Raw genomic sequence first — 18212 nt, 5'->3', positions numbered from 1 at the left:
GAGCTAGGCGGCCTCAAGCAGATGCCGCCGCTCGGCGCGCGAAAGACCTTCGGGTTCGGGGCCGGTCAGGTCGAAGTCGAACGTCAAATGGGCCAACGCCGGCACCGGCTGCCATGGCCGCCGTTCCTCGATCGACATCCGACCCCGTTGTGCCGCTTCAATGGCGGCCGTGACCCGCCGAACGATCGGCCCGCCGATCCCATCAGCATCGACCGCTTCGCGGTCGTCGCGAACGATGGCAAAGCCGCTCGCGATAAGCTGGTCAAAATCCCACAGATACCCGCCACCGCTATGCTCCTTGAGCCGGAGCACGAACAGGTCGTTGCGGCTCCCGTCGATTCTCGTGCCGGCATCGCGTTCGGTTAGGAGCCAGACGTCGCCACGATAATTGGCTGGTCGATAATCCTTGAGCAGATCGACCTTCAGCGCACGCGGCTGCGTCCGCAGCAGATCGGTCATGGTCGATTGCGAGATCAGATTGTAGCGCAGCAGCGTTCGGCACGTCGCTTCGTAGCTGGCCCCCAAGCGCAGCGAGAGTTGATACACGACGTTGGGACGGCGGAAATCATCGACCTGCCAATCCTGGCGCGCGCTGTGTGACAGGATCAGCCATTTTGGCATCATGAAGGCGATAGCAAAGGCGTCCGCCTCGGTTTCCTGAAACAGCCCACCGGGCTCGGGCGAGTTCGGCATCCGCCGCAAGATGCTTTCGTCATCCAGACTGGGTTGATGTTGCATCGAGAAATGGCCCAGCTCGTGAGCGGCCGTGAAGCGCTGAATGCTCATTGGCCGCTCCGTCGTCACCAAGACGCCATGCGCCGGCGCGCTCAGATAGGCACCGAGCAGCCCCTTGAGTGGCCGGAGCAATAACGGCAGATCGACCGCGTGGATCGCGCTGAACACATCGACATTGCCGCCCTGCTGTTCAATCACTTCGCGCGTATTCAACTGCCGATGTAGCCGCCCAGCGGCCATGGCCCCGGCGCGAACCGCGCTCGCGTAGTCGAGCGCCATGGTCAGCTCTGTCCTCCGCCTGACCGCGCGCGCAGATAGTCGGCGAAGCGGCCAAGCTCTTCGCGGTCCTGCGTGGACAGATCGGCAACGCGCCGCGCCAAATGTGCGACATCTGCCGGCAGGCTGGCCGAGGCTTCGTCCTCGCCAGTGAAATAGCCTACCGACTGCCGATACAGCCGCGCGAGCCGAGTCAACTCGATCGCCTCGACGCGGCGCTGCCCGTTTTCAATATCGGTGAGTCCCGTGCGCGGGATCTTGAGATAGGCCGCTACCTCTTCTTGTTTCAGGCCCAGATATTTCCGGGCCTCGCGCAGTCGCTCCCCCAAGCGTCGCCGCTCCTCCTCGTCGTCCTCGTGACGCAATGCGAGATTGGTCATGGTTTCGATCCTTTCTTGCGAATCCATACGCGCTCGATCTTGGGGACAAGATGTTCGAGCGCAGCTTCGATCGAACTGTAGCCACCCGTGCGGACGATGCTCTCGCGCAGTTCGAAGCCGACAACAGGTTCAAGCGCACACAGCGTGTCGACGACCGACAGCGAATCCATCGGAATGGGAGCCTTGATGATCTTCGGATTATCCGGGGGAAGCGGAATGCCGCGAACCTGCGCCTCCGCCTTTGCCACTTCGATCAGCTCAGCCACGAGCGTCGCAATGACGTCGTTCGTGGGGAATGCTACCGTAACCGGCTTGGTAGGTGCAATTGTCGCCATCTACGCCTCGCACGATTTGCCTACATAGGCTATATGTAGTGTCGGATATTCCGACATGCAAGAGAGAAGTAGTGATGTGAAAGTCATGGCGCCTCCCTGCGGGACCGCCGCCCTATCTCCGCTGCGCTTCGACCGAGTCCCTGACGGGTCTCATCCCTTGCGGGTGACGACCGGACTGGCGTGGGGCGCTCGTGCGCCCATGGGTCAATCCGCCATGCGGATCGGGGTTCTTCCCTCTGCGGAAATCGCGCCAGGGCGTTCGCCGGCCCGATCGCGTTGATCGTTGCACTCCCGCTATGGGATGGGCGTCGCTTCCCTTTAGGCCCGCCGCGCCGGGCCGCAACGCGCGTGGCCGCGCTTACCTTCTCTTTGTTCCAGCCCTTCGGGTGCGTCCCGGCTCCGCCGCCGGGCCTGCCGGTCGCTCTTTCGCCGCCCACCCCATTCCGGGGTGCGTGTGGTTTTGAAGGAGAAGTGTGATGAACGCTGTTACCGAAACCGCAGCCGCCGAGCCTGTGTCCGGCATCGAGATTTTCGTGCCGCTTGCCAAGCTCAAGAAGTCCCCGCGTAATGCCCGCAAGGTGCCGCATGGGGAGGCCGCCATCGCGGCGCTGGCCGCTTCCATCCAGCACAAGGGGATGATCCAGAACCTTGTCGTGGAGCCCGAGGTCAAGGCGGACGGGACGCCGACGGGCTGCTATTTCGTGACCGCTGGCGAAGGCCGCAGACAGGCGCAGTTGCTGCGCGCCAAGCGCAAGCAGATCAGGAAGTCGGAGGCCATCCGCTGCTGGTTGGACACGCAGAATGATCCGGCCGAGGTCAGCCTTGACGAGAATGTCACCCGGACGCCGATGCACCCCGCCGACCAGTTCGAGCGGTTCGCGGAGCTTTCCCGCGACAAGGGATGGGGCGCGGAAGAGATCGGCGCGCGGTTCGGGGTGTCCGCCCATGTGGTGAAGCAGCGGCTTCGCTTGGGCGCTGTCAGCCCGAAGCTGTTGCAGGTCTATCGTGAGGACGGCCTTACGCTGGACCAGCTTATGGCCTTCGCCATCACCGAGGACCACGCCCGTCAGGAGCAGGTGTTCGAGAACCTGCACCACAATCGCGAGCCGTGGATCATCCGCCGCGACATGATCGCGAGCAATGTTCCGGCGACCGACCGGCGCGCGGTGTTCGTCGGGGCCGACGCCTATATCGAGGCGGGTGGCAATATCATCCGTGACCTGTTCAGCGAGGATCGGGGCGGTTTCTTCGAGGACGTGGGCTTGCTCGACATGCTCGCCATCGAGAAGCTGCGCGAGGTTGCCGCCGAAGTGCAGGCCGAGGGCTGGAAATGGACCGAAGCGCATATCGACTATCCCCATGCACACGGGATGCGGCGCTTCTATCCGCAGACCGTCGCCCTGTCCGACGAGGACGAGGCGCGACTTGATGCCCTGTCCACCGCGCATGACGAACTGGCAGAGGGCTATTCGTCCTATGACGAGATGCCCGAGGACGTGGCGGCTAAGCTGGAGGCGATTTCCGACGAGATCGACGCCATCTCCGAGAAGCGCCACGCCTACGACGCCAACGTGATCGCGCATGGCGGGGTGTTCGTGGTGCTGACCCATGACGGCGTTCCCCGTCTCGAGCGCGGCTTTGTCCGGCCCGAGGACGAGGCGCTGGCCGACCCGCAGCCCGAGGAGGAGGGCGAAGGCGAAGCCATCGGGCGGGAAGCCGTCGAGGACGAGCAGGCCGAGGACGGCGACGAGGACGTGCAGGGGATCGAGGAAGAGGACGGGGAACCGGGCAAGCCGATTTCCGACAGCCTCACCCGCGACCTGTCCGCCCATCGGACGCTGGCCTTGCGTGTCGCCCTTGGAGAGCGCCCCGGCATGGCCTTGATCGCCCTGACCCACACGCTCACGGCGCAACTGTTCTACAGCTATGCCGAGGCCGGTTGCCTTGAGGTTCGTCCGACCGTGACGCCGCTGGGCAGCCACGCGGACGGGATCGAGGACACACCATTGGCTGCGCGGGCGAACGAGGCGCGCGAGGCTTGGACCGAGCGGATGCCGCGTAACGTGGCCGACCTTTGGAGCTTTGTCGTCGGGATGGACGACGACGAGCGGCTGGCGCTGCTGGCGCATTGCGCGTCCCGCACCGTCAACGCCCTGCGCCTCCCGTGGGATCGCAAGCCCCCCTCGCTGCAAACGGCGGACAGGCTGGCGCGCGCGCTGGCGCTGGATGTGGCGAAGGACTGGACGCCCACCGTGGACAGCTACCTTGGCCGCGTCACCAAGGCGCATATCGTGGAGGCCGTCGCCGAAGGCGTATCGGAGGATGCCGCCCGCCGGATTGCGGACATGAAGAAGCCGGACATGGCGCAAGCCGCCGAGCAGCTTCTGGCTGGGGCCGGCTGGCTTCCCGCCGTGCTGCGGACGCCCGAGCCGGAGGTGGACCAGCCTGCGCCCGTCGAGGCCGGGGATAGCGGGACCGTGGAGCAGCCGTTCGCAGCGGAGGCCCCCGATACCGGAGCGGAGGACGGCGAAGCGTTCTATGCCGTCGCCGCCGAATAACGGCCTGGGCCGGGGCCGCGCGAGCGGTCCCGGCCTTCTTTCCGTCGCCACCTCAAAAAACCGCGGCCGCGCCCTTTGCCGGGCGCGGCCGCTCGCTCATTTGAGGGTCCGCAATCTTGTGGGGAGCAGATCGCCCCGTTGCTTGAGGATCGGATAGGCCGACGCCTCGATCAGATGGCCGCTGACCCGCTTGAGATCGCGCAGCGCATCGAGATGCAGCGCGCTCGTCTCCACCGTTTCCACATTGCCCGACCGCAGCCGGTCGAAATGCGCGGCGGTCGCTTCATCCTCCAGGCGGCGGAACCCGTCCTTCTCGGCCGCCAACGCCCGCGCGGCCGTCACATCGCCGCTCAGGAACACCGCCGTCGATTGGTGGAGCGTCTCCACGAGTCGATCGACCTGCGAGATCAGATCCGCCGTCCCCTCACGGGAAAAGGCCAGGCCCCGCTTGATCCGGCGATTGGCGACGCCCAGCAGGCCGCGGTCGATCAGGTCGCCGGCCTGTTCGAGATTGATTGAGAAGGTGAGAATGCGGGCCAGCTTCTCATTGTCCGCCTCGTTCAGACGCGCCGTGTCGATCGCCAGCAGGTTTTCCTTGATCGCACGGTTGAGCCGGTCGAGCCGGTCATCCAGCGCTTTCGTCTCCTCGATCCGCCTGCGGTTGGGGTTGGCGAGCGCCTCGCGCAGGCCGGACAGCATTTCCTCCAGCACGTCGGCCATGTGCAACGCCTCGCGTGTCGCGCCGGCGAGCGCCCCCGTGACCGGGGCGCCGACCGCCACCGACTGGAGATAGCGCGGCGTGTCGGGTCCGACCTGTTCGGGCCGCGACGGCAGCAGCCGTTCGAGAAGCCGCGCATAGGGCGTAAGCAGGGGCAAGAAGATCAGCGCCAGCGCCAGATTGAAGCCGGTGTGGAAGTTCGCGATGGCCCGGCCGGGCGCGCTCTCGATGCTCGTGATTATCGGCGCGACCCACGGATAGATCGCCAACACCGCCAGCACGCCGACCACGCGGTTGAGCAGGTTGCCGATCGGCAGCCGCCGGGCGCCGGGATCGCGCGCGCCGCCCTCCAGCACCGGGTTGATCGCCGTGCCGATATTGGCGCCGAGCGCCAATGCGATCCCGGCGGGCACGGTCAGCGCGCCCTTGGTCGCGAGCGACATGGCGAGCAGCACGACCGCCACGCTCGAATGCGACGCCCAGGTCAGGACGATCCCGAGCAGGACGATGAAGACGAAATGGGTCGAGAGCATCGCAACGAAGCTCTGCGTCGCCTCCATCGCCGTGAGCGCGTCGAGCAGGCTCAGGAGTTGGTGGAGGGCGAACAGCATGAGCCCGAGGCCGATGAAGATGCGGCCCGAATCCCGCGTCCCGGCCTGTCCGCGCCGGAACAGGAGATAGCCGATCAGCACCAGGATCGGGGCGATGATCGAGATTTCGAAAGCGAGAAGCTGGACGATCAGCGTCGTGCCGACATTGGCGCCCAGCATCACGGCGAGGCCCGGCGCGAGCGCCACCAGTCCCTCGGACGCGAAGCTGGTGAGCATCAGGCCGGTGGCGGTGCTGCTCTGGAGCAGCGCGGTGACGCCGAGCCCGGCGAGGAAGGCGCTGAACTGATTGCCGAGTCGATGGGCCAGGAAGGATCGCAGCCCCGCGCCGAGCGCGCGCTGCGCGCCGGTCTGGACCATGTGGACGCCCCACAGCAGAAGCGCGACGATGCCGGCAAGATCGAGCAGGGTCAGCGTGATACTCGTCGATCATACTCCTCAATAGGCGCGACACCCGTCGATGCGGGGGCGCTATTGTCACTCGCGAGCGCGCGCCCGCGTCGAACGGCCGGCGACCAGAGCCCGTTCACGACATTCCCGGTTGCGCTGGCTATGGTCGATTTCCGACAGACGAATCGAGACGGGCGCGGAAGCGCCCTGAACGGAGGCTGCTAGTCCGACGAGAGGAAGGAACCATATGGATATACCGGACGACATCTTCACCGAACCCGATGCAGCTTCCGACACCCTTGCCAATCTCGGACCGCTCCGCCGTTTGGCCGGGATATGGGAAGGTCATCGTGGCGTCGATCTCAACCCCAAGGCCGATGGACCCGAACAGCGGGACTATTATGAGCGCATCGAGATTCAGCCGATCGACGCGCAGACCAACGGTCCACAGCTCTTCTACGGCCTGCGCTACCACGTCCACATCAACACCACGGAAGAGCAGATCGCCTTCCACGACCAGGTCGGCTACTGGCTGTGGGAGCCGGCGACCGGCCTCATCCTCCAGACCGTGGCGATCCCGCGCGGCCAGATCGCCATCGCCGCGGGACAGGCGGAGCCGGACGCCACCAAGCTGATCCTGAAGGCCGAGCGCGGCCAGACCGAATACGGGATCTGCTCGACGACCTTCCTTGAGCTGGCCTTCCGCACGGACTCCTATCAGATCGAAGTCGATTTCCACGCCGACGGCTCATGGAGCTATGTGTCCGAGACCAGCCTGCTGGTGCGTGGGCGTGACACGCCGTTCCTGCACCGCGATACGAACACCCTGACGAAGATCGCCGAGCCGGACCTGAACCCCTGGGCGCGGATCATGCGCGACACGCAGAAGCCTTCCCCTGGCGGCGGCGCCTGATCCGCCGCTCCGGTAGCGGGCGTCGGCCCCGCCTGTTGTCCCGCACGTCCGTCCTCGCGTGAGCGACTGAGGCTGGATACTCCTTCCACCGAAGCGCCCGGTGCTGCGGATTCGCCGAGCACGCCTGTCGCCACCTGAGAACTGCCGTCGCCGCGCCACACGGCCTCTCCAATGGCTTGTCTGACCGAGGCTGATCGCCTTCCCGCAAGGGCGGCGGGCGGCTTTTTTCCGCCGCCTTCGGCTTTGCATCGCGAAGCAAAAAAGCCGCCCGCCGCCCAACCTCCACTGCGTTCCAGCCGCAAGCGGTGCGGGGTCGATCGCGCCCCGACCAACGCCGAGCCATCGAGGCCGCGATGGGCGTGGCCCGAGCAAGCAGGAGATTACGACATGGCTACGATCGGCACCTTCACCGCCAACAGCAAGGGCGAGTTCAACGGCGTCATCAAGACGCTCACCCTCAGCACCAAGGCGACCCTTCGCCCGGTCGAGAAGGAAGGCGAGAAGTCCCCCGACTTCCGCATCAGCGCCGGCGACATGGACATCGGCGCCGCCTGGAAGAAGACCAGCCGCGAGGGCCGCGACTACATCTCGGTCAAGCTGGACGATCCGAGCTTCCCGGCTCCGATCTACGCCACCCTGGTCGAGACCGAGACCGCCGGCGAATACGCCCTCATCTGGTCGCGCTGAGCGGCCGACGACGCCCCGCTCCACAGAGCGGGGCGTCTTCCCCTATTGAACGCCGTCAACTTAGCGGATTGTGCGCCGCGACGATCCAGGCCGCGCCATCGATCATCACCGACCGCTCGCCGGGACGTCCGGCGAAGGCGGCGCGAACCGCCGCCGAGGCGCGGGCGCGGATGTCGTCCGGCTGATCGGCGAGAGCGCGCGACAGCGGGCCGACCTCGAACGCCATCTCCACCGCGTCGTCGATCGCCGCGTCCCGCGTCGCGCCCTGGCCGAACGGGATCGAGTCGTCAAAGGGCGCGATAGTGATGTCGCTATACCCGGCCGCCGTCAGGATGCGTGCGACGCGATCCCGGTCCCCGAACGAGAACGGACCAGGCGCTTCGGGGTCGGGCGGCGCAGGCGGCGGGATGATGTCACGGATGGCGCTCATCGGCAGGCGCACCCAATCGTTCTCGGCCGCACCGCGCCAGCAGACGAAGGCAAGCCGGCCGCCGGGCCTGAGCGCGCGGCGCATATGGGCGAAGGCCGGTACCGGATCATCGAAGAACATCACCCCGAAGCGCGAGAATAGAATGTCGAACGCGCTTTCGTGCAGCGGCGCGCTGCCGGCGTCGGCCACCTGAAACACGACCGGCGCCTCCTTCGGCATCAGCGCGCAGGCCCGTTCGATCAGCGGCTCGGATATGTCCACGCCCAGCACTTCGCCTTTCGCGCCGACGCGAGCCGCCAAAGCCAGGCTCGACGCGCCCGCGCCGCAGCCGACGTCCAGCACGCGCTCGCCCGCCCTTGGCGCGGCGGTCTCGATTGCAGCGTCGCCGAACACCGCCAGCATGGCGTCGAGCCGCGCCTGGTTGGCGACCCAGCGCTCCCCGCTGGGGCCGTTCCAGTCGGCGACCTGATAGGTGTTCTGCGCTGACATCGCGATTCCTAATTGAGAATTATTCGCAACTAGGCTATCCGAACGGTCGAGGCAAGGGGAGCCGAACCGAGGAGAGCGACGCCATGACCGCCCGGCAGGACCGATCAATGACGACCAGCCTGCCGGCCGTGACGACGCTGCTCGTCGGCGCCGGCCGGCTGGCGTTGAGGCGGGTCTCATGATGCACGCGACCGTCGCACGCGGCGAGGCGATTCCCGCTCCCGACGAGCTGGTGACGGCCGCCGCCCGCTGCTGGCGCGCGGCGCGCGATGCGCGCGCTCCCGTTCAGCAACGCCTTTACATGACGCTGTCGCCCCACGACTGCGGGATGCTCGCGCCGGTGTTCGCCAGCCTGATGGCGCTATGCGAAGCCGCGCTTGGCCGACCGATCGCTGTGGGCGGAGTGATGCTGTCCGACGACGAACATCTGCTGATCGGTCTGCTCGACGGCTCAAAGCCCCGCCGCGCCTGCATCGACTGCGCCGACGGCGTGGCATCCGCACTCGACTGTGCCATCTGCTCGACCCGGATCATGATGGCGCTGACGATGGGCCGTCCCACCGGCTATCCCAACCACCAACTCGATCCGACGCGCATCCGCTTGACGATCCCGAGCTGAAAGGCGGGAACGTCGGGATGGGCAAATACGATGCGCTGGGCGCTTTCCTGAGACGGTGGAAAGTCCGTAACGACGCCGAGGACGTCGAACTCGGCTTCGCGCAGATCGAGAGCATCATCGGCGGCCTGCTGCCGCGTGGCGCGGCCGAGCCTGAATGGTGGTGCGCTAAGGGAGATGCGGATTGCAGCGCGCCGCAACGCCGGGCCTGGCTGGATGCCGGGTTCGAGGCCCTCGCCGAGCCCAAAACGGAGCGGGTCTATTTCCGAAAGCGAACAGCTACGGTCGTTCCCGCTAGCCGGGACCGAATGCTCTAGATCGGCGCCGCTGGCGCGGCGCGGTGCTTGGGGCGCTGCCCCTGGCGCACTTCGGATCAGCTTCCGCCCAGCTTCCTCCACGCTTCGCGTTCCGTGCAGCCGGTTCCCCGCGAAGCCGCCCCTCCGTTTGCACCCCCGGTCTCGCCGACGGGCAGGGTTTCAGCGCGGCGCTCCGCTGCGCGGAAACCCAAGCCCAAGGAAGGAACCGACCATGTATCATCAACTCGCGACCCGGTTCGGCCGCAACGCCCACCAGATCAGCGGCTATGAGGCGCTCGACAACGAGGCGCTGTATCGGCACGTCCCGTCCATCTTCGCCCGCGAGGCGCATGACAGCCGTTCGGAGCGCTATGTCTATGTTCCGACCATCGACATCGTGGAGGGGTTGCGCCGGGAAGGGTGGTTCCCGTTCTTCGCCGTCCAGTCCGTCCCCCGCGACGGCGGCCGCCACGGTCACGCCAAGCACATGCTGCGCCTGCGCCGCGATGACGGCATCGGCAAGCCCGAGGCCGCCGAGGTCATCATCGTCAACAGCCATGACGGGACCAGCGCCTATCAGATGTTCGCCGGGATGCTGCGCTTCGTCTGCACCAACAGCATGATCGCGGGCGAGCGGTTCGAGGAAGTCCGCGTCCCCCACAAGGGCAACATTCAGGACGACATCATCGAAGGCGTCTATACCGTTGCCGAGGATTTCCCGCGCCTGATCGACGCCAGCGAGGGCATGAAAGCGACGCAGCTTTCCGATGACGAGCGGCGGTTGCTCGGCGAGGTGAGCCTGGTCGCCCGCTATGGCGAGGACGAAAGCCCGCTTCGTCCCGAGCAGATCATCGAGCCGCGCCGCCGCGAGGATGTAGGCTCCAGCCTGTGGAGCACGTTCAACGTCATTCAGGAAAACGTCGTTCGTGGCGGATTGCATGGCCGCAAGCGCAATGCCGAGGGCCGCATCCGCCGCAGCCAGACCCGCGCCATCAACGGCATCGACCAGAACGTCACCCTTAATCGCGCGCTCTGGACGCTGGCCGAAGGCATGCAGCGTTTGAAGGCGGGATAACCACGCGCCGCCGCAGGGCCGGTTTCGGCCCTGCGGCTTTAGGCTTCCCGGCAGCTATGGATTTGCGCCGATCCGGCTCGACCCGGATCGGCGACGGCCGCGCGGCCGTTTTCATGAGCGCGTATATTCACATTATCCCAAGACGACTATAATAGTCGTTTTCATGGCGTACAGCGCGTTGCTTGTGGAGGTGGTCATGCATGATCACTTCCCGCCAAGTGCGGGCCGCACGCGCGCTTCTCGGTTGGACACAGGAGATGCTTGCCGACAAGGCCCTTGTTGCTCTGACCGCGCTGAAGCGCGTCGAGTCAGAGAGCGGCCTGCCCGTGCGCGAAGACACGCGGCATCAGGTGGTCAGGGCGCTGGAGGCGGCTGGCGTCGTCTTTCTCGATTCGGATCGCGGCGAAGGCCTGATGGTGGTGCGCGAGGCTCTGGAGAAGACCCGGAAGTAAACGGGCCTTGCTGTTGAGTAGATTATCCCCTCGACATGACTCGGCCATAGCCGCGTCGGGGCGATTATTTCGATCCATTATGGTGTATGTTTGGTGAATCGGCACGCGCAGGGGGCAATGGCTGAAGGCGGAGCGAGGCGATGGCGATAGCCGCTTTCGAGGACCGCGCGCCCGATGCGCCGCACGTCACCGAGTATGACGAACGCCATCATCGGACCTATTGGCGGCTGCTCGATGCCGCCGAGGAAAAAGCCGATTGGCGCGAAGCCGTGCGGATCATCTTCGGGATCGACCCGGCCGCCGAACCCGAACGCGCGCGCCTCGTCCACGACTCCCATCTCGCTCGCGCCCGGTGGATGAGCGAGACCGGCTACCACCATTATCTGCGTCCGCCAGGGTCGTAGAATCGACCTTGGCCGCCCGCCGGCGGTTCGGAAAAGCCAGTCAAAACGCTGACTTGAATCCGCTATGCGCTCGCCCGCTCGGCAGGGCTTCTCGCCAACGGCGAGCCTGAGAACATCTTCCAACGCGCTCCCCAGAGGGCCATGCTTGGGAGGGTTACGATGCCGCCTGAGAAGGATTGGCGCGTGTCCCCGGACGAAGCCGGGGACGACGCGCTGCAATATTCCGACATCGCCATCGGCTACGTCAGCCGGAATGAACAGTATCGCACCGACTACCACCGCGCGCTCGGCCGCGTGAAGCGCGGCGCGATCACCGCAGACGAGGCGACCGCCGGTCTGGTGCGGCGCTGGGGAATCAGCTTCCACGCCGCGCCGGCTTTCGCCTTCGATCCGAAGCTGGCGGTGGCGCGGCCGGACCTGTCCCCGGCCAGCATCGTCCTGGCGCCGGCCTTGCCCGACATCGGCGCTGTCCCGGGCCTCGACATGAAAATGCTGGGCGCCGTTCGCGCGCGGACGAGAATCGGCGACTTCCTCCATCTCATCCTCGCTGACACCGATGGCGACGCGCATCTCTGGGTGTCGGGCTCGCTCGACCGGCCGCTGGCCATGATGCTGCCGATCGGGAGCGATCCCATCACCCGCCTCGCGGCCGCCGAGCGGCTGTCCCGCCGCCTGGGTGGCTTGGCGGCCGGGCCGCCGCCCTTGCGTCCGACGCCCTTCCGGCGGCGTCATCTGCTCACGCTGTTGCAAGTGCTCGACGGCATTCAGGCCGGCGCCACCCGCAAGGAGCTGGCCGCCGCGCTGATCGACGGCGACGTCTGCGCCTACAACGCCGCCGATTGGACCGAAAGCCGCGAGCGCAAGCGCATCAGCCGATGGATCGCCGAGGCCGTGGAGCTGCGCGACGGCGGCTATATCCGCTTGCTGCGCGGCGGTTGAGGGGGACATTCCCGACCCCCTCGACTTTGTCCCTTCTTCGGCTTGGGGTCATTTCGCCACCATCGCCTCCTGTCCGCCGGCCCCGCTTTTCGGAGCCGGCCATCATCAGGAGGATCATCATGGCCGAGCCTGTCGCCGTCACGACGCCACGCTATCTCAAGACGCCCGATGCGGCGATCCATCTCGGCCTGTCGGCGCGGACGCTGGAGAAACATCGCTGCTTCGGCACCGGGCCGGTGTTCCGCCGACTCGGCGGCCGCATCGTCTACGCGATCGACGACCTCGATGCCTGGGCGGCGCTTGGCACCCGCCGCTCGACCTGTGATCCCGGCGCCGGCGTGGTTTACCCCGCCAAGCGCCTGCCCACCGATTGCGTGCGGCGCTGAGCACCCATGCCCGCCGCGTCGTCCCCGTCTGACCGGTCCAGCGTCGAGCGGACGCAGCTTGAGCTGTTCCGTTCCGTCCCCGGCGACCTCGCCGTCCGCGACGCGCAGGACTTGATGGCCTGGCCGTTCTTCAGCCTCGCCAAGACCAGGCGCGCGGCGCCGATCGACTTCCGCATGGGCGCGACCTGGATCTCGGTCGAAGCCGTGCCCGAGCACGGCATGGCGACTATTTGGGACGCCGACGTGCTGATCTGGGCGGCCAGCCAGCTCATCGAGGCGCGCGATGCCGGACGGCCAACCTCGCGCCTGATGGCGACGACGCCGCACGAGATATTGGCGTTCACCCGGCGCGGCTTCGGCAAGGCGAGCTACGAGCGCCTGAAGGCGGCGCTCGACCGTTTGCAATCCACGACGGTCGCCACTTCGATCCGGCAGGAGCATCAGCGCCGGCGCCATCGCTTTTCCTGGATCAACGAATGGCGCGAGCGGGCGGACGGCAATGGTCGCGCGCTCGGCATCGAACTGATCCTGGCGGACTGGTTCTATGCCGGCGTGCTGGATCGCGCGCTCGTCCTGACGATCGACCGCGCCTATTTCGATCTCACCGGCGGCCTGGAGCGCTGGCTTTACCGCATCGTCCGCAAGCATGGCGGCCGCCAGCACGGCGGCTGGAGCTTCGACGTTCCGCACCTCCATCTGAAATCGGGTGTGCTCTCGCCGCTCCGGCGCTTCGCGTTCGAGCTGCGCGGCATCGTCGCCCGTCAACCGCTGCCCGGCTACGTCCTCGCGCTCGAACATGCGCTCGGCCGCGACCGGCTGACCTTCACCCCGATCGCGCAAGATCCGTTCGACGCCGCCGTGCGCCGCGTCGGCCTCAAGCCTGTGGATAACCGGCCATGAGGCTCGGACTATCAGGAACAGGCGGATTCGGACGATCGGGAACGCCGGACACGGACTATCGGGAACGCGCGGTCCTCGCAAACCTGCGGAAACCCTCGCGAAATCGACTCCCTTCTAACGGTGCTAATAGAAAAGAATCCTTCGGATTCTTGCTAACGGCGCGCGCGGCTGTGGACAGCCCGGCGCTGAAGGCCGCGCGCCACACGCGCGCTGCGCACCCTAATCCCGGAGACCGCCAATGAATCCCGACAGGCCCGCCGGCCCACGCGGCGGTGGCGCGCTGAGCGCGCTGGCCCACGACGGCCTCACCCATGTCGAGCTGACCTGGATCGAGAAGAAGCTGGAGCATTGGATACGCTTCGGCCGGGCCGCGCAGGATCGCATCACCACACGCCGCACGCGCGTCGCCAGCTTCCGGCCAGGCGCCGTCTTCGCGTTCGTCCGCTGGGCGTCCAACGATTTCGGCACGATCATATCGCGCATCGACGTGGTGCGCGCGGTTGCGGCGGGCGAGCCCTACACGACGCTGCCGTTCGTCAGGCCGGGCGGCGACATCCTGCTCAAGATCGAGGACTGGCCGAAGGTCGCCCAGGTGCTCGCCGCGATCGACGCGGTGGAGGCGGCCGGCGTCGATCCCTGCGACGCCGCGCCCGATCATTGGCGACACGTCCACAACCGTATCGCCGGCGGTCATCAGCCGCGACCCTACACGATCGAGCGCCATCGCGCCTGGCTCAAGCGCCGGGAGATCGAGGGATGACGCGCCTCGGCTATGTCATCGCAACGGTGCTGGCGGGCGAGTTGTTCGCCGGAATGTTTGTCACGGTGGCGATTTTCGATCCGCGCCCGCGGCTCATCTGGAACGCCAGCGCCAGCGCGCCGATCGGGCTCTACCGGATACAGACCGACAGCGATCCGCCGGCCGGCGTGCTGGTCGCCGTGACGCCGACTCCGCCGCTGGCCCGCTGGCTGGCCGCTCGCCGCTATCTCCCCGAGGGGGTGCCGCTCCTGAAGCATGTCGCGGCGAAAGCCGGACAACGCATATGCCGGAAGGGCGGCGCGGTGAGCGTCGACGCACGGCCCGTCGCCGTCGCCCGCGCGCGGGACGGCCGCGGCCGTGCTCTGCCCGCTTGGCAGGGTTGCCGGACGCTGAAGCCAGGCGAACTGCTGCTGCTCAATCCAACCGTCCCCGACAGCATGGACGGCCGCTATTTCGGCGCGCTGCCGGCCTCGACGCTGCTCGGCCGGGCAACCCCGCTGCTGACCCGCGACACGCCGGACACGCCGCTGCGGTGGCGCGGCCTGCGGCCATGACCCCTGCAACCACCCTGCCAACGAAAGGAGTATCCCATGCAGATCGGCAGCTTCACCCGCACCCGCCACGGCTATGAGGGCCGCATCCATACGCTGACGCTCGACGCGCCGCTCTGCCTCGTGCCGGCCGACCGCCAAGACGGCGAGAACATGCCTGACTGGCGCGTCCATCTCGGCGACAGCGAGGACGGGCCGGAAGTCGGCGCGGGCTGGAATGAGACCGGCGAGCGCGCCGGCGAATATGTCTCGCTGCGCCTCGACGATCCCGCCCTCGTGCAGCCGATCCGCGCCGCCCTGTTCCAGAACGACGGCGACCAATCCTCCTGGTCGCTGCGGTGGAACCGTCCGCAGAAGCGCCGCGAGCAGGACTGAGGCCGTGCGTTCCACCGTCAGCACCGCGGTGATCGCCGTTGTTCCGGTCATCCCTTTGTTCGCGGGAAAGCCGTCTCATCCCTTTGTCCCACTCGGTCGCAGGCCGGCCGGGGCCCGCAGCGAAGGTCCAGGGCGGCCCCCGGCCGGCGCTTCGCGCGCACCCTTGGCCGCAGCGAGCACGCTGGCAGGCTGGCGTCGGAGCGAGGGCGGATTGCCTGCTTGGTTTGCGATCCTGTTGCTGCTGTCGCCCGGCGCTGCGCCGGTCGCCGCGCTGGCGCAGGACGCGCCGGCCGAGCGGGCGAGGGCGAGTCATCCCTATGCCGCACACGTCGCCGACGCCGCGCGTCGTTTCGGCATCCCGGAGGCGTGGATATGGGCGGTCATGCGCGTCGAAAGCAACGGCGATGCCCGCGCGGTCTCGACCGCTAGCGCAAGGGGTCTGATGCAGATCATGCCCGCCACCTGGGCCGGTCTGCGCGCGCGTTACGGGCTCGGGTCCGATCCCTTCAATGTGCGCGACAACATCATGGCGGGCACGGCCTACTTGCGCGAACTGCACGATCGCTATGGCGACGTGACGGCGATGCTGGCGGCCTACAATGCCGGGCCGGGTCGCACCGACGAGCATCTCTCGCATGGCCGTCCGCTGCCCGCCGAGACGCGCGCCTATCTCGCAAAGCTGGCGTCGATCACTGGCGGTTCGCCCGACACCCAGCTTGCCGCCGCACCGCCGCCTGACCCGTTCGCCTGGCGTCGCGCCGCATTGTTCACGGCACGCTCGGGCGCGGTTTCGCAGGTGCAGTCGGACGCTGAACGTGGCGTCGCCGCCGTGTCGCCAGAGCATCCGCCTGCTGATCCTGCGGCTATCGCGGTGGCCGCCGTGTCGCCGCGTCAGGCCGGCCTGTTCGTCTCCCTTTCCGGCCGAGCCGCGCAATGAGCGGCTGCGGCGCCCTCTGGCGAATTGCCTCGCAGACTTTCGCAGCGCCGGAAGGGGTGAAGGTTCTGACTTTGCAGGGGAAGGAACGAGGGCAAGATAAAGGGCGGCAATGTGCGATGCCATTTTGCCCCGGTCGGAGCCTTGATACTCAAGGCTTTTGGCCACTGCTGCGCAATGTGCGCGCGAAACGCGCAATGTGCGGCGAGCGCCGAACACCAGCAAACATCACGGTTTTCCGCACATTGCGGAGCCTCGCGCCATGAGCGGCGACGACGATTTCCGCATTCGGCTAGGTCGCATCCGTTCGCGCGGCGGCCAGCGCGCGCTGCCTATCATCGCCCAGGCGCTCGTCGCCGCCCAGCGCGCCGGCGGCCATGTCTCGCGCCGGGGCCGGATCATCGCGCCCGGCCGCTCGACCTTCGGGCGGGGCCGGGTCGCCAGCCTGCGCGCCACCCATCGGCTCGGCCACGGATCGCGCCAAGTCATCGTCAAAGCCCGCGTCGTCCGGCATGGCGGCCGCGCCTCGCTTGCGGCCCACCTCAACTATTTGCAACGCGATGGCGTCACCCGCGACGGCGAGAAGGGCGTGTTGTTCGGCGCCGAGGCCGAGGGCCTGGACCGCAACGCGTTCGCGGCACGCTGCGAGAACGACCGGCACCATTTCCGCTTCATCGTCTCGCCCGAGGACGCGGAGCAGGTGCGCGACCTCAAGGGCTTCACCCGCGAACTGATGACGCGGATGGAAAAGGATCTCGGCACGCGCCTGAACTGGCGGGCCGTCGAGCACTGGAACACCGACAATCCCCACGTCCACATCATCGTGCGCGGCGTCGGCGAGGACGGGCAGAACCTCGTCATCTCGCGCGACTATATCGGCGAGGGATTGCGAGCGCAGGCGCGCGAGATCGTCACCCGCGAGCTGGGCCTGCGCAGCGACCTCGACATTCGGCAATCGCTGGAGCGTCAGGTCGAGGCGGAACGCTGGACCGAGATCGACCGCGATCTATCACGCACCCTGCAGCGGGATGGCGTAATCAACATGGCGCCCGAGCCGGGCGTTCGGCCGGACGGCGAACACACGCTGCGGATGGGACGGCTGCGCAAGCTGGAAGGTCTCGGCCTCGCCAGCGAGATCGCGCCCGGCCAGTGGACGCTGGCGGGCGATGCGCAGGCCGGCTTGCGCGAGCTGGCCGAGCGCGGCGACATCATCAAGCGGATGCACAAGGCGATGAGCGACCGCGGCATCGACCGGGGCGCCGCCAGCTACGTGCTCGACGCCGATCCCGCCCAGCCCGTCGTCGGCAGGCTGGTCGATCGCGGCCTGCATGACGAGCTGACCGGCGGCGGCTACGCGATCGTGGACGGCATCGACGGGCGCACCCACCACATCCGCTTTTCCGACATCGAGGCGACCGGCGATTGCAGGCCTGGCGCGATCGTCGAGCTGCGCCATTTCGAGGATCGTAAGGGCCGGCGGCGGGTGGCGCTGGCCGTGCGCTCGGACATGGACTTGTCGGCGCAGGTCCGCGCGCCGGGCGCCACCTGGCTCGACCGCCGCAACCTGTCGGGTGATGGCCGCGATCTTGGCGGCGGGTTCGGGACTGAGGTGCGCGCCGCGATGGAGGCGCGCGCCGAGCATCTCGCCGATGAGGGCCTGGCCCGCAGGCACGGCCAGCGCATCATCTTCGCGCGCGGATTGCTCGATACGCTCAAACGGCGCGAGCTGGACACGACCGCTAAGGACTTGTCGGCCGAGATCGGCCTGCGGCACACACCGTCCAAGGCCGGAGAGTATGTCGCCGGCACCGTGCGCCAGCGCCTGACGCTGGCCTCGGGCCGCTTCGCCATGATCGACAACGGCCTCGGCTTCCAGCTCGTGCCCTGGTCCCCCTCGCTCGACCGCCAGATCGGCAAGCACATCTCGGGCGTCATGCGCGGCGACGGCGGCGTGGACTGGTCGCTCGGGCGCGGCCGGGGGCTCGGCCTGTGAGCCGGCAAAGGA

21 protein-coding genes are annotated in these 18212 nt (G+C 67.4%); 16 read left to right on the top strand and 5 right to left on the bottom strand.

Translation table 11 applies throughout. The features are described from left to right. Window positions 1-3 precede the first annotated feature (3 nt). The 3 genes from HUK73_RS14110 to HUK73_RS14100 are packed head-to-tail and all read right to left on the bottom strand — an operon-like array spanning window position 4 to window position 1726. Window positions 4-1014, bottom strand: coding sequence for an ImmA/IrrE family metallo-endopeptidase (locus HUK73_RS14110; protein ID WP_176592462.1), 1011 nt, complete (start codon window positions 1012-1014; stop codon window positions 4-6). Window positions 1015-1016: 2 nt separating this feature from the next. Further along, a complete protein-coding gene (locus HUK73_RS14105) occupies window positions 1017-1391 on the bottom strand; it encodes a helix-turn-helix domain-containing protein (protein ID WP_176592461.1) in 375 nt (124 codons plus the stop codon). Beyond that, the gene (locus tag HUK73_RS14100; protein ID WP_176592460.1) at window positions 1388-1726 is read right to left on the bottom strand and encodes a hypothetical protein; all 339 of its coding nucleotides are present in this window, start codon (window positions 1724-1726) and stop codon (window positions 1388-1390) included. Before HUK73_RS14100 ends, HUK73_RS14105 begins: the two co-directional genes overlap by 4 nt. 476 nt (window positions 1727-2202) lie before the next feature. Here HUK73_RS14100 and HUK73_RS14095 point away from each other — a divergent pair, with 476 nt between their 5' ends. Beyond that, on the top strand, window positions 2203-4284 hold the full coding sequence (locus HUK73_RS14095; protein WP_176592459.1) for a ParB/Srx family N-terminal domain-containing protein: 2082 nt from the start codon (window positions 2203-2205) through the stop codon (window positions 4282-4284). A 96-nt stretch (window positions 4285-4380) separates the two neighbouring features. Here the strand turns inward: HUK73_RS14095 and HUK73_RS14090 are convergent, their stop codons facing one another. Continuing rightward, a complete protein-coding gene (locus HUK73_RS14090) occupies window positions 4381-6018 on the bottom strand; it encodes a Na/Pi cotransporter family protein (RefSeq protein WP_255325819.1) in 1638 nt (545 codons plus the stop codon). A gap of 229 nt (window positions 6019-6247) precedes the next feature. Between HUK73_RS14090 and HUK73_RS14085 the strand changes: the two genes are divergently transcribed. Both HUK73_RS14085 and HUK73_RS14080 read left to right on the top strand, forming a co-directional pair. Next, a complete protein-coding gene (locus tag HUK73_RS14085; protein ID WP_176592458.1) occupies window positions 6248-6913 on the top strand; it encodes an FABP family protein in 666 nt (221 codons plus the stop codon). 387 nt (window positions 6914-7300) lie between these two features. Then, a complete protein-coding gene (locus HUK73_RS14080) occupies window positions 7301-7600 on the top strand; it encodes a DUF736 domain-containing protein (RefSeq protein WP_176592457.1) in 300 nt (99 codons plus the stop codon). 55 nt (window positions 7601-7655) lie between these two features. On the opposite strand, the gene HUK73_RS14075 is transcribed toward HUK73_RS14080, so the two are convergent. After that, window positions 7656-8519: a class I SAM-dependent methyltransferase gene (locus HUK73_RS14075; RefSeq protein WP_176592456.1), complete on the bottom strand. Its 864-nt coding sequence runs from the start codon at window positions 8517-8519 to the stop codon at window positions 7656-7658. A 178-nt stretch (window positions 8520-8697) separates the two neighbouring features. Here HUK73_RS14075 and HUK73_RS14070 point away from each other — a divergent pair, with 178 nt between their 5' ends. From HUK73_RS14070 to HUK73_RS14010, 13 genes are all read left to right on the top strand, one after another. Further along, a complete protein-coding gene (locus HUK73_RS14070) occupies window positions 8698-9138 on the top strand; it encodes a hypothetical protein (RefSeq protein WP_176592455.1) in 441 nt (146 codons plus the stop codon). Between the two features lie 17 nt (window positions 9139-9155). Continuing rightward, a complete protein-coding gene (locus HUK73_RS14065; protein ID WP_176592454.1) occupies window positions 9156-9452 on the top strand; it encodes a hypothetical protein in 297 nt (98 codons plus the stop codon). A 211-nt stretch (window positions 9453-9663) separates the two neighbouring features. Then, the gene (locus HUK73_RS14060; protein WP_176592453.1) at window positions 9664-10506 is read left to right on the top strand and encodes a DUF932 domain-containing protein; all 843 of its coding nucleotides are present in this window, start codon (window positions 9664-9666) and stop codon (window positions 10504-10506) included. 200 nt (window positions 10507-10706) lie between these two features. Further along, window positions 10707-10958 (top strand): XRE family transcriptional regulator, encoded by a 252-nt coding sequence (locus HUK73_RS14055; protein WP_176592452.1) that lies wholly within the window; start codon window positions 10707-10709, stop codon window positions 10956-10958. Between the two features lie 140 nt (window positions 10959-11098). Then, window positions 11099-11362, top strand: coding sequence for a DUF2285 domain-containing protein (locus tag HUK73_RS14050; RefSeq protein ID WP_176592451.1), 264 nt, complete (start codon window positions 11099-11101; stop codon window positions 11360-11362). A gap of 159 nt (window positions 11363-11521) precedes the next feature. Further along, window positions 11522-12301, top strand: a complete 780-nt coding sequence (locus HUK73_RS14045; RefSeq protein ID WP_176592450.1) for a DUF2285 domain-containing protein — start codon at window positions 11522-11524, stop codon at window positions 12299-12301. Window positions 12302-12420: 119 nt separating this feature from the next. After that, window positions 12421-12687 (top strand): AlpA family transcriptional regulator, encoded by a 267-nt coding sequence (locus HUK73_RS14040; protein WP_176592449.1) that lies wholly within the window; start codon window positions 12421-12423, stop codon window positions 12685-12687. Window positions 12688-12693: 6 nt separating this feature from the next. Beyond that, a complete protein-coding gene (locus HUK73_RS14035; protein ID WP_176592448.1) occupies window positions 12694-13587 on the top strand; it encodes a replication initiator protein A in 894 nt (297 codons plus the stop codon). 238 nt (window positions 13588-13825) lie between these two features. Continuing rightward, entirely contained in the window at window positions 13826-14347 is a 522-nt protein-coding gene (locus HUK73_RS14030; protein ID WP_176592447.1) for a DUF2840 domain-containing protein, read from the top strand. Further along, window positions 14344-14901: a S26 family signal peptidase gene (locus tag HUK73_RS14025; protein WP_176592446.1), complete on the top strand. Its 558-nt coding sequence runs from the start codon at window positions 14344-14346 to the stop codon at window positions 14899-14901. The genes HUK73_RS14030 and HUK73_RS14025 overlap by 4 nt, the downstream gene beginning before the upstream one ends. A 36-nt stretch (window positions 14902-14937) precedes the next feature. Further along, a complete protein-coding gene (locus HUK73_RS14020; RefSeq protein WP_176592445.1) occupies window positions 14938-15273 on the top strand; it encodes a DUF736 domain-containing protein in 336 nt (111 codons plus the stop codon). Window positions 15274-15484: 211 nt separating this feature from the next. Further along, complete coding sequence (locus tag HUK73_RS14015; RefSeq protein ID WP_230187804.1) at window positions 15485-16210, top strand: lytic transglycosylase domain-containing protein; 726 nt, start codon at window positions 15485-15487, stop codon at window positions 16208-16210. Between the two features lie 259 nt (window positions 16211-16469). Then, window positions 16470-18200 (top strand): VirD2 family relaxase/mobilization nuclease, encoded by a 1731-nt coding sequence (locus HUK73_RS14010; protein WP_176592444.1) that lies wholly within the window; start codon window positions 16470-16472, stop codon window positions 18198-18200. The last annotated feature ends 12 nt before the right edge of the window (window positions 18201-18212 follow it).

The sequence above is a fragment of the Sphingobium sp. EM0848 genome, from assembly GCF_013375555.1.
Classification (GTDB): Bacteria; Pseudomonadota; Alphaproteobacteria; order Sphingomonadales; family Sphingomonadaceae; genus Sphingobium.
The sequence above is the reverse complement of the archived record's forward strand: the minus strand, read 5'-3'. Positions and strand labels throughout refer to the sequence as shown.

What these genes read in the sequence shown, in the direction of transcription:
- HUK73_RS14110 (WP_176592462.1), bottom strand. Translation starts at nt 1,014, where the DNA reads ATGGCGCTCGACTACGCGAGCGCGGTTCGCGCCGGGGCCATGGCCGCT.
- HUK73_RS14105 (WP_176592461.1), bottom strand. Translation starts at nt 1,391, where the DNA reads ATGACCAATCTCGCATTGCGTCACGAGGACGACGAGGAGGAGCGGCGA.
- HUK73_RS14100 (WP_176592460.1), bottom strand. Translation starts at nt 1,726, where the DNA reads ATGGCGACAATTGCACCTACCAAGCCGGTTACGGTAGCATTCCCCACG.
- HUK73_RS14095 (WP_176592459.1), top strand. Translation starts at nt 2,203, where the DNA reads ATGAACGCTGTTACCGAAACCGCAGCCGCCGAGCCTGTGTCCGGCATC.
- HUK73_RS14085 (WP_176592458.1), top strand. Translation starts at nt 6,248, where the DNA reads ATGGATATACCGGACGACATCTTCACCGAACCCGATGCAGCTTCCGAC.
- HUK73_RS14080 (WP_176592457.1), top strand. Translation starts at nt 7,301, where the DNA reads ATGGCTACGATCGGCACCTTCACCGCCAACAGCAAGGGCGAGTTCAAC.
- HUK73_RS14075 (WP_176592456.1), bottom strand. Translation starts at nt 8,519, where the DNA reads ATGTCAGCGCAGAACACCTATCAGGTCGCCGACTGGAACGGCCCCAGC.
- HUK73_RS14070 (WP_176592455.1), top strand. Translation starts at nt 8,698, where the DNA reads ATGATGCACGCGACCGTCGCACGCGGCGAGGCGATTCCCGCTCCCGAC.
- HUK73_RS14065 (WP_176592454.1), top strand. Translation starts at nt 9,156, where the DNA reads ATGGGCAAATACGATGCGCTGGGCGCTTTCCTGAGACGGTGGAAAGTC.
- HUK73_RS14060 (WP_176592453.1), top strand. Translation starts at nt 9,664, where the DNA reads ATGTATCATCAACTCGCGACCCGGTTCGGCCGCAACGCCCACCAGATC.
- HUK73_RS14055 (WP_176592452.1), top strand. Translation starts at nt 10,707, where the DNA reads ATGATCACTTCCCGCCAAGTGCGGGCCGCACGCGCGCTTCTCGGTTGG.
- HUK73_RS14050 (WP_176592451.1), top strand. Translation starts at nt 11,099, where the DNA reads ATGGCGATAGCCGCTTTCGAGGACCGCGCGCCCGATGCGCCGCACGTC.
- HUK73_RS14045 (WP_176592450.1), top strand. Translation starts at nt 11,522, where the DNA reads ATGCCGCCTGAGAAGGATTGGCGCGTGTCCCCGGACGAAGCCGGGGAC.
- HUK73_RS14040 (WP_176592449.1), top strand. Translation starts at nt 12,421, where the DNA reads ATGGCCGAGCCTGTCGCCGTCACGACGCCACGCTATCTCAAGACGCCC.
- HUK73_RS14035 (WP_176592448.1), top strand. Translation starts at nt 12,694, where the DNA reads ATGCCCGCCGCGTCGTCCCCGTCTGACCGGTCCAGCGTCGAGCGGACG.
- HUK73_RS14030 (WP_176592447.1), top strand. Translation starts at nt 13,826, where the DNA reads ATGAATCCCGACAGGCCCGCCGGCCCACGCGGCGGTGGCGCGCTGAGC.
- HUK73_RS14025 (WP_176592446.1), top strand. Translation starts at nt 14,344, where the DNA reads ATGACGCGCCTCGGCTATGTCATCGCAACGGTGCTGGCGGGCGAGTTG.
- HUK73_RS14020 (WP_176592445.1), top strand. Translation starts at nt 14,938, where the DNA reads ATGCAGATCGGCAGCTTCACCCGCACCCGCCACGGCTATGAGGGCCGC.
- HUK73_RS14010 (WP_176592444.1), top strand. Translation starts at nt 16,470, where the DNA reads ATGAGCGGCGACGACGATTTCCGCATTCGGCTAGGTCGCATCCGTTCG.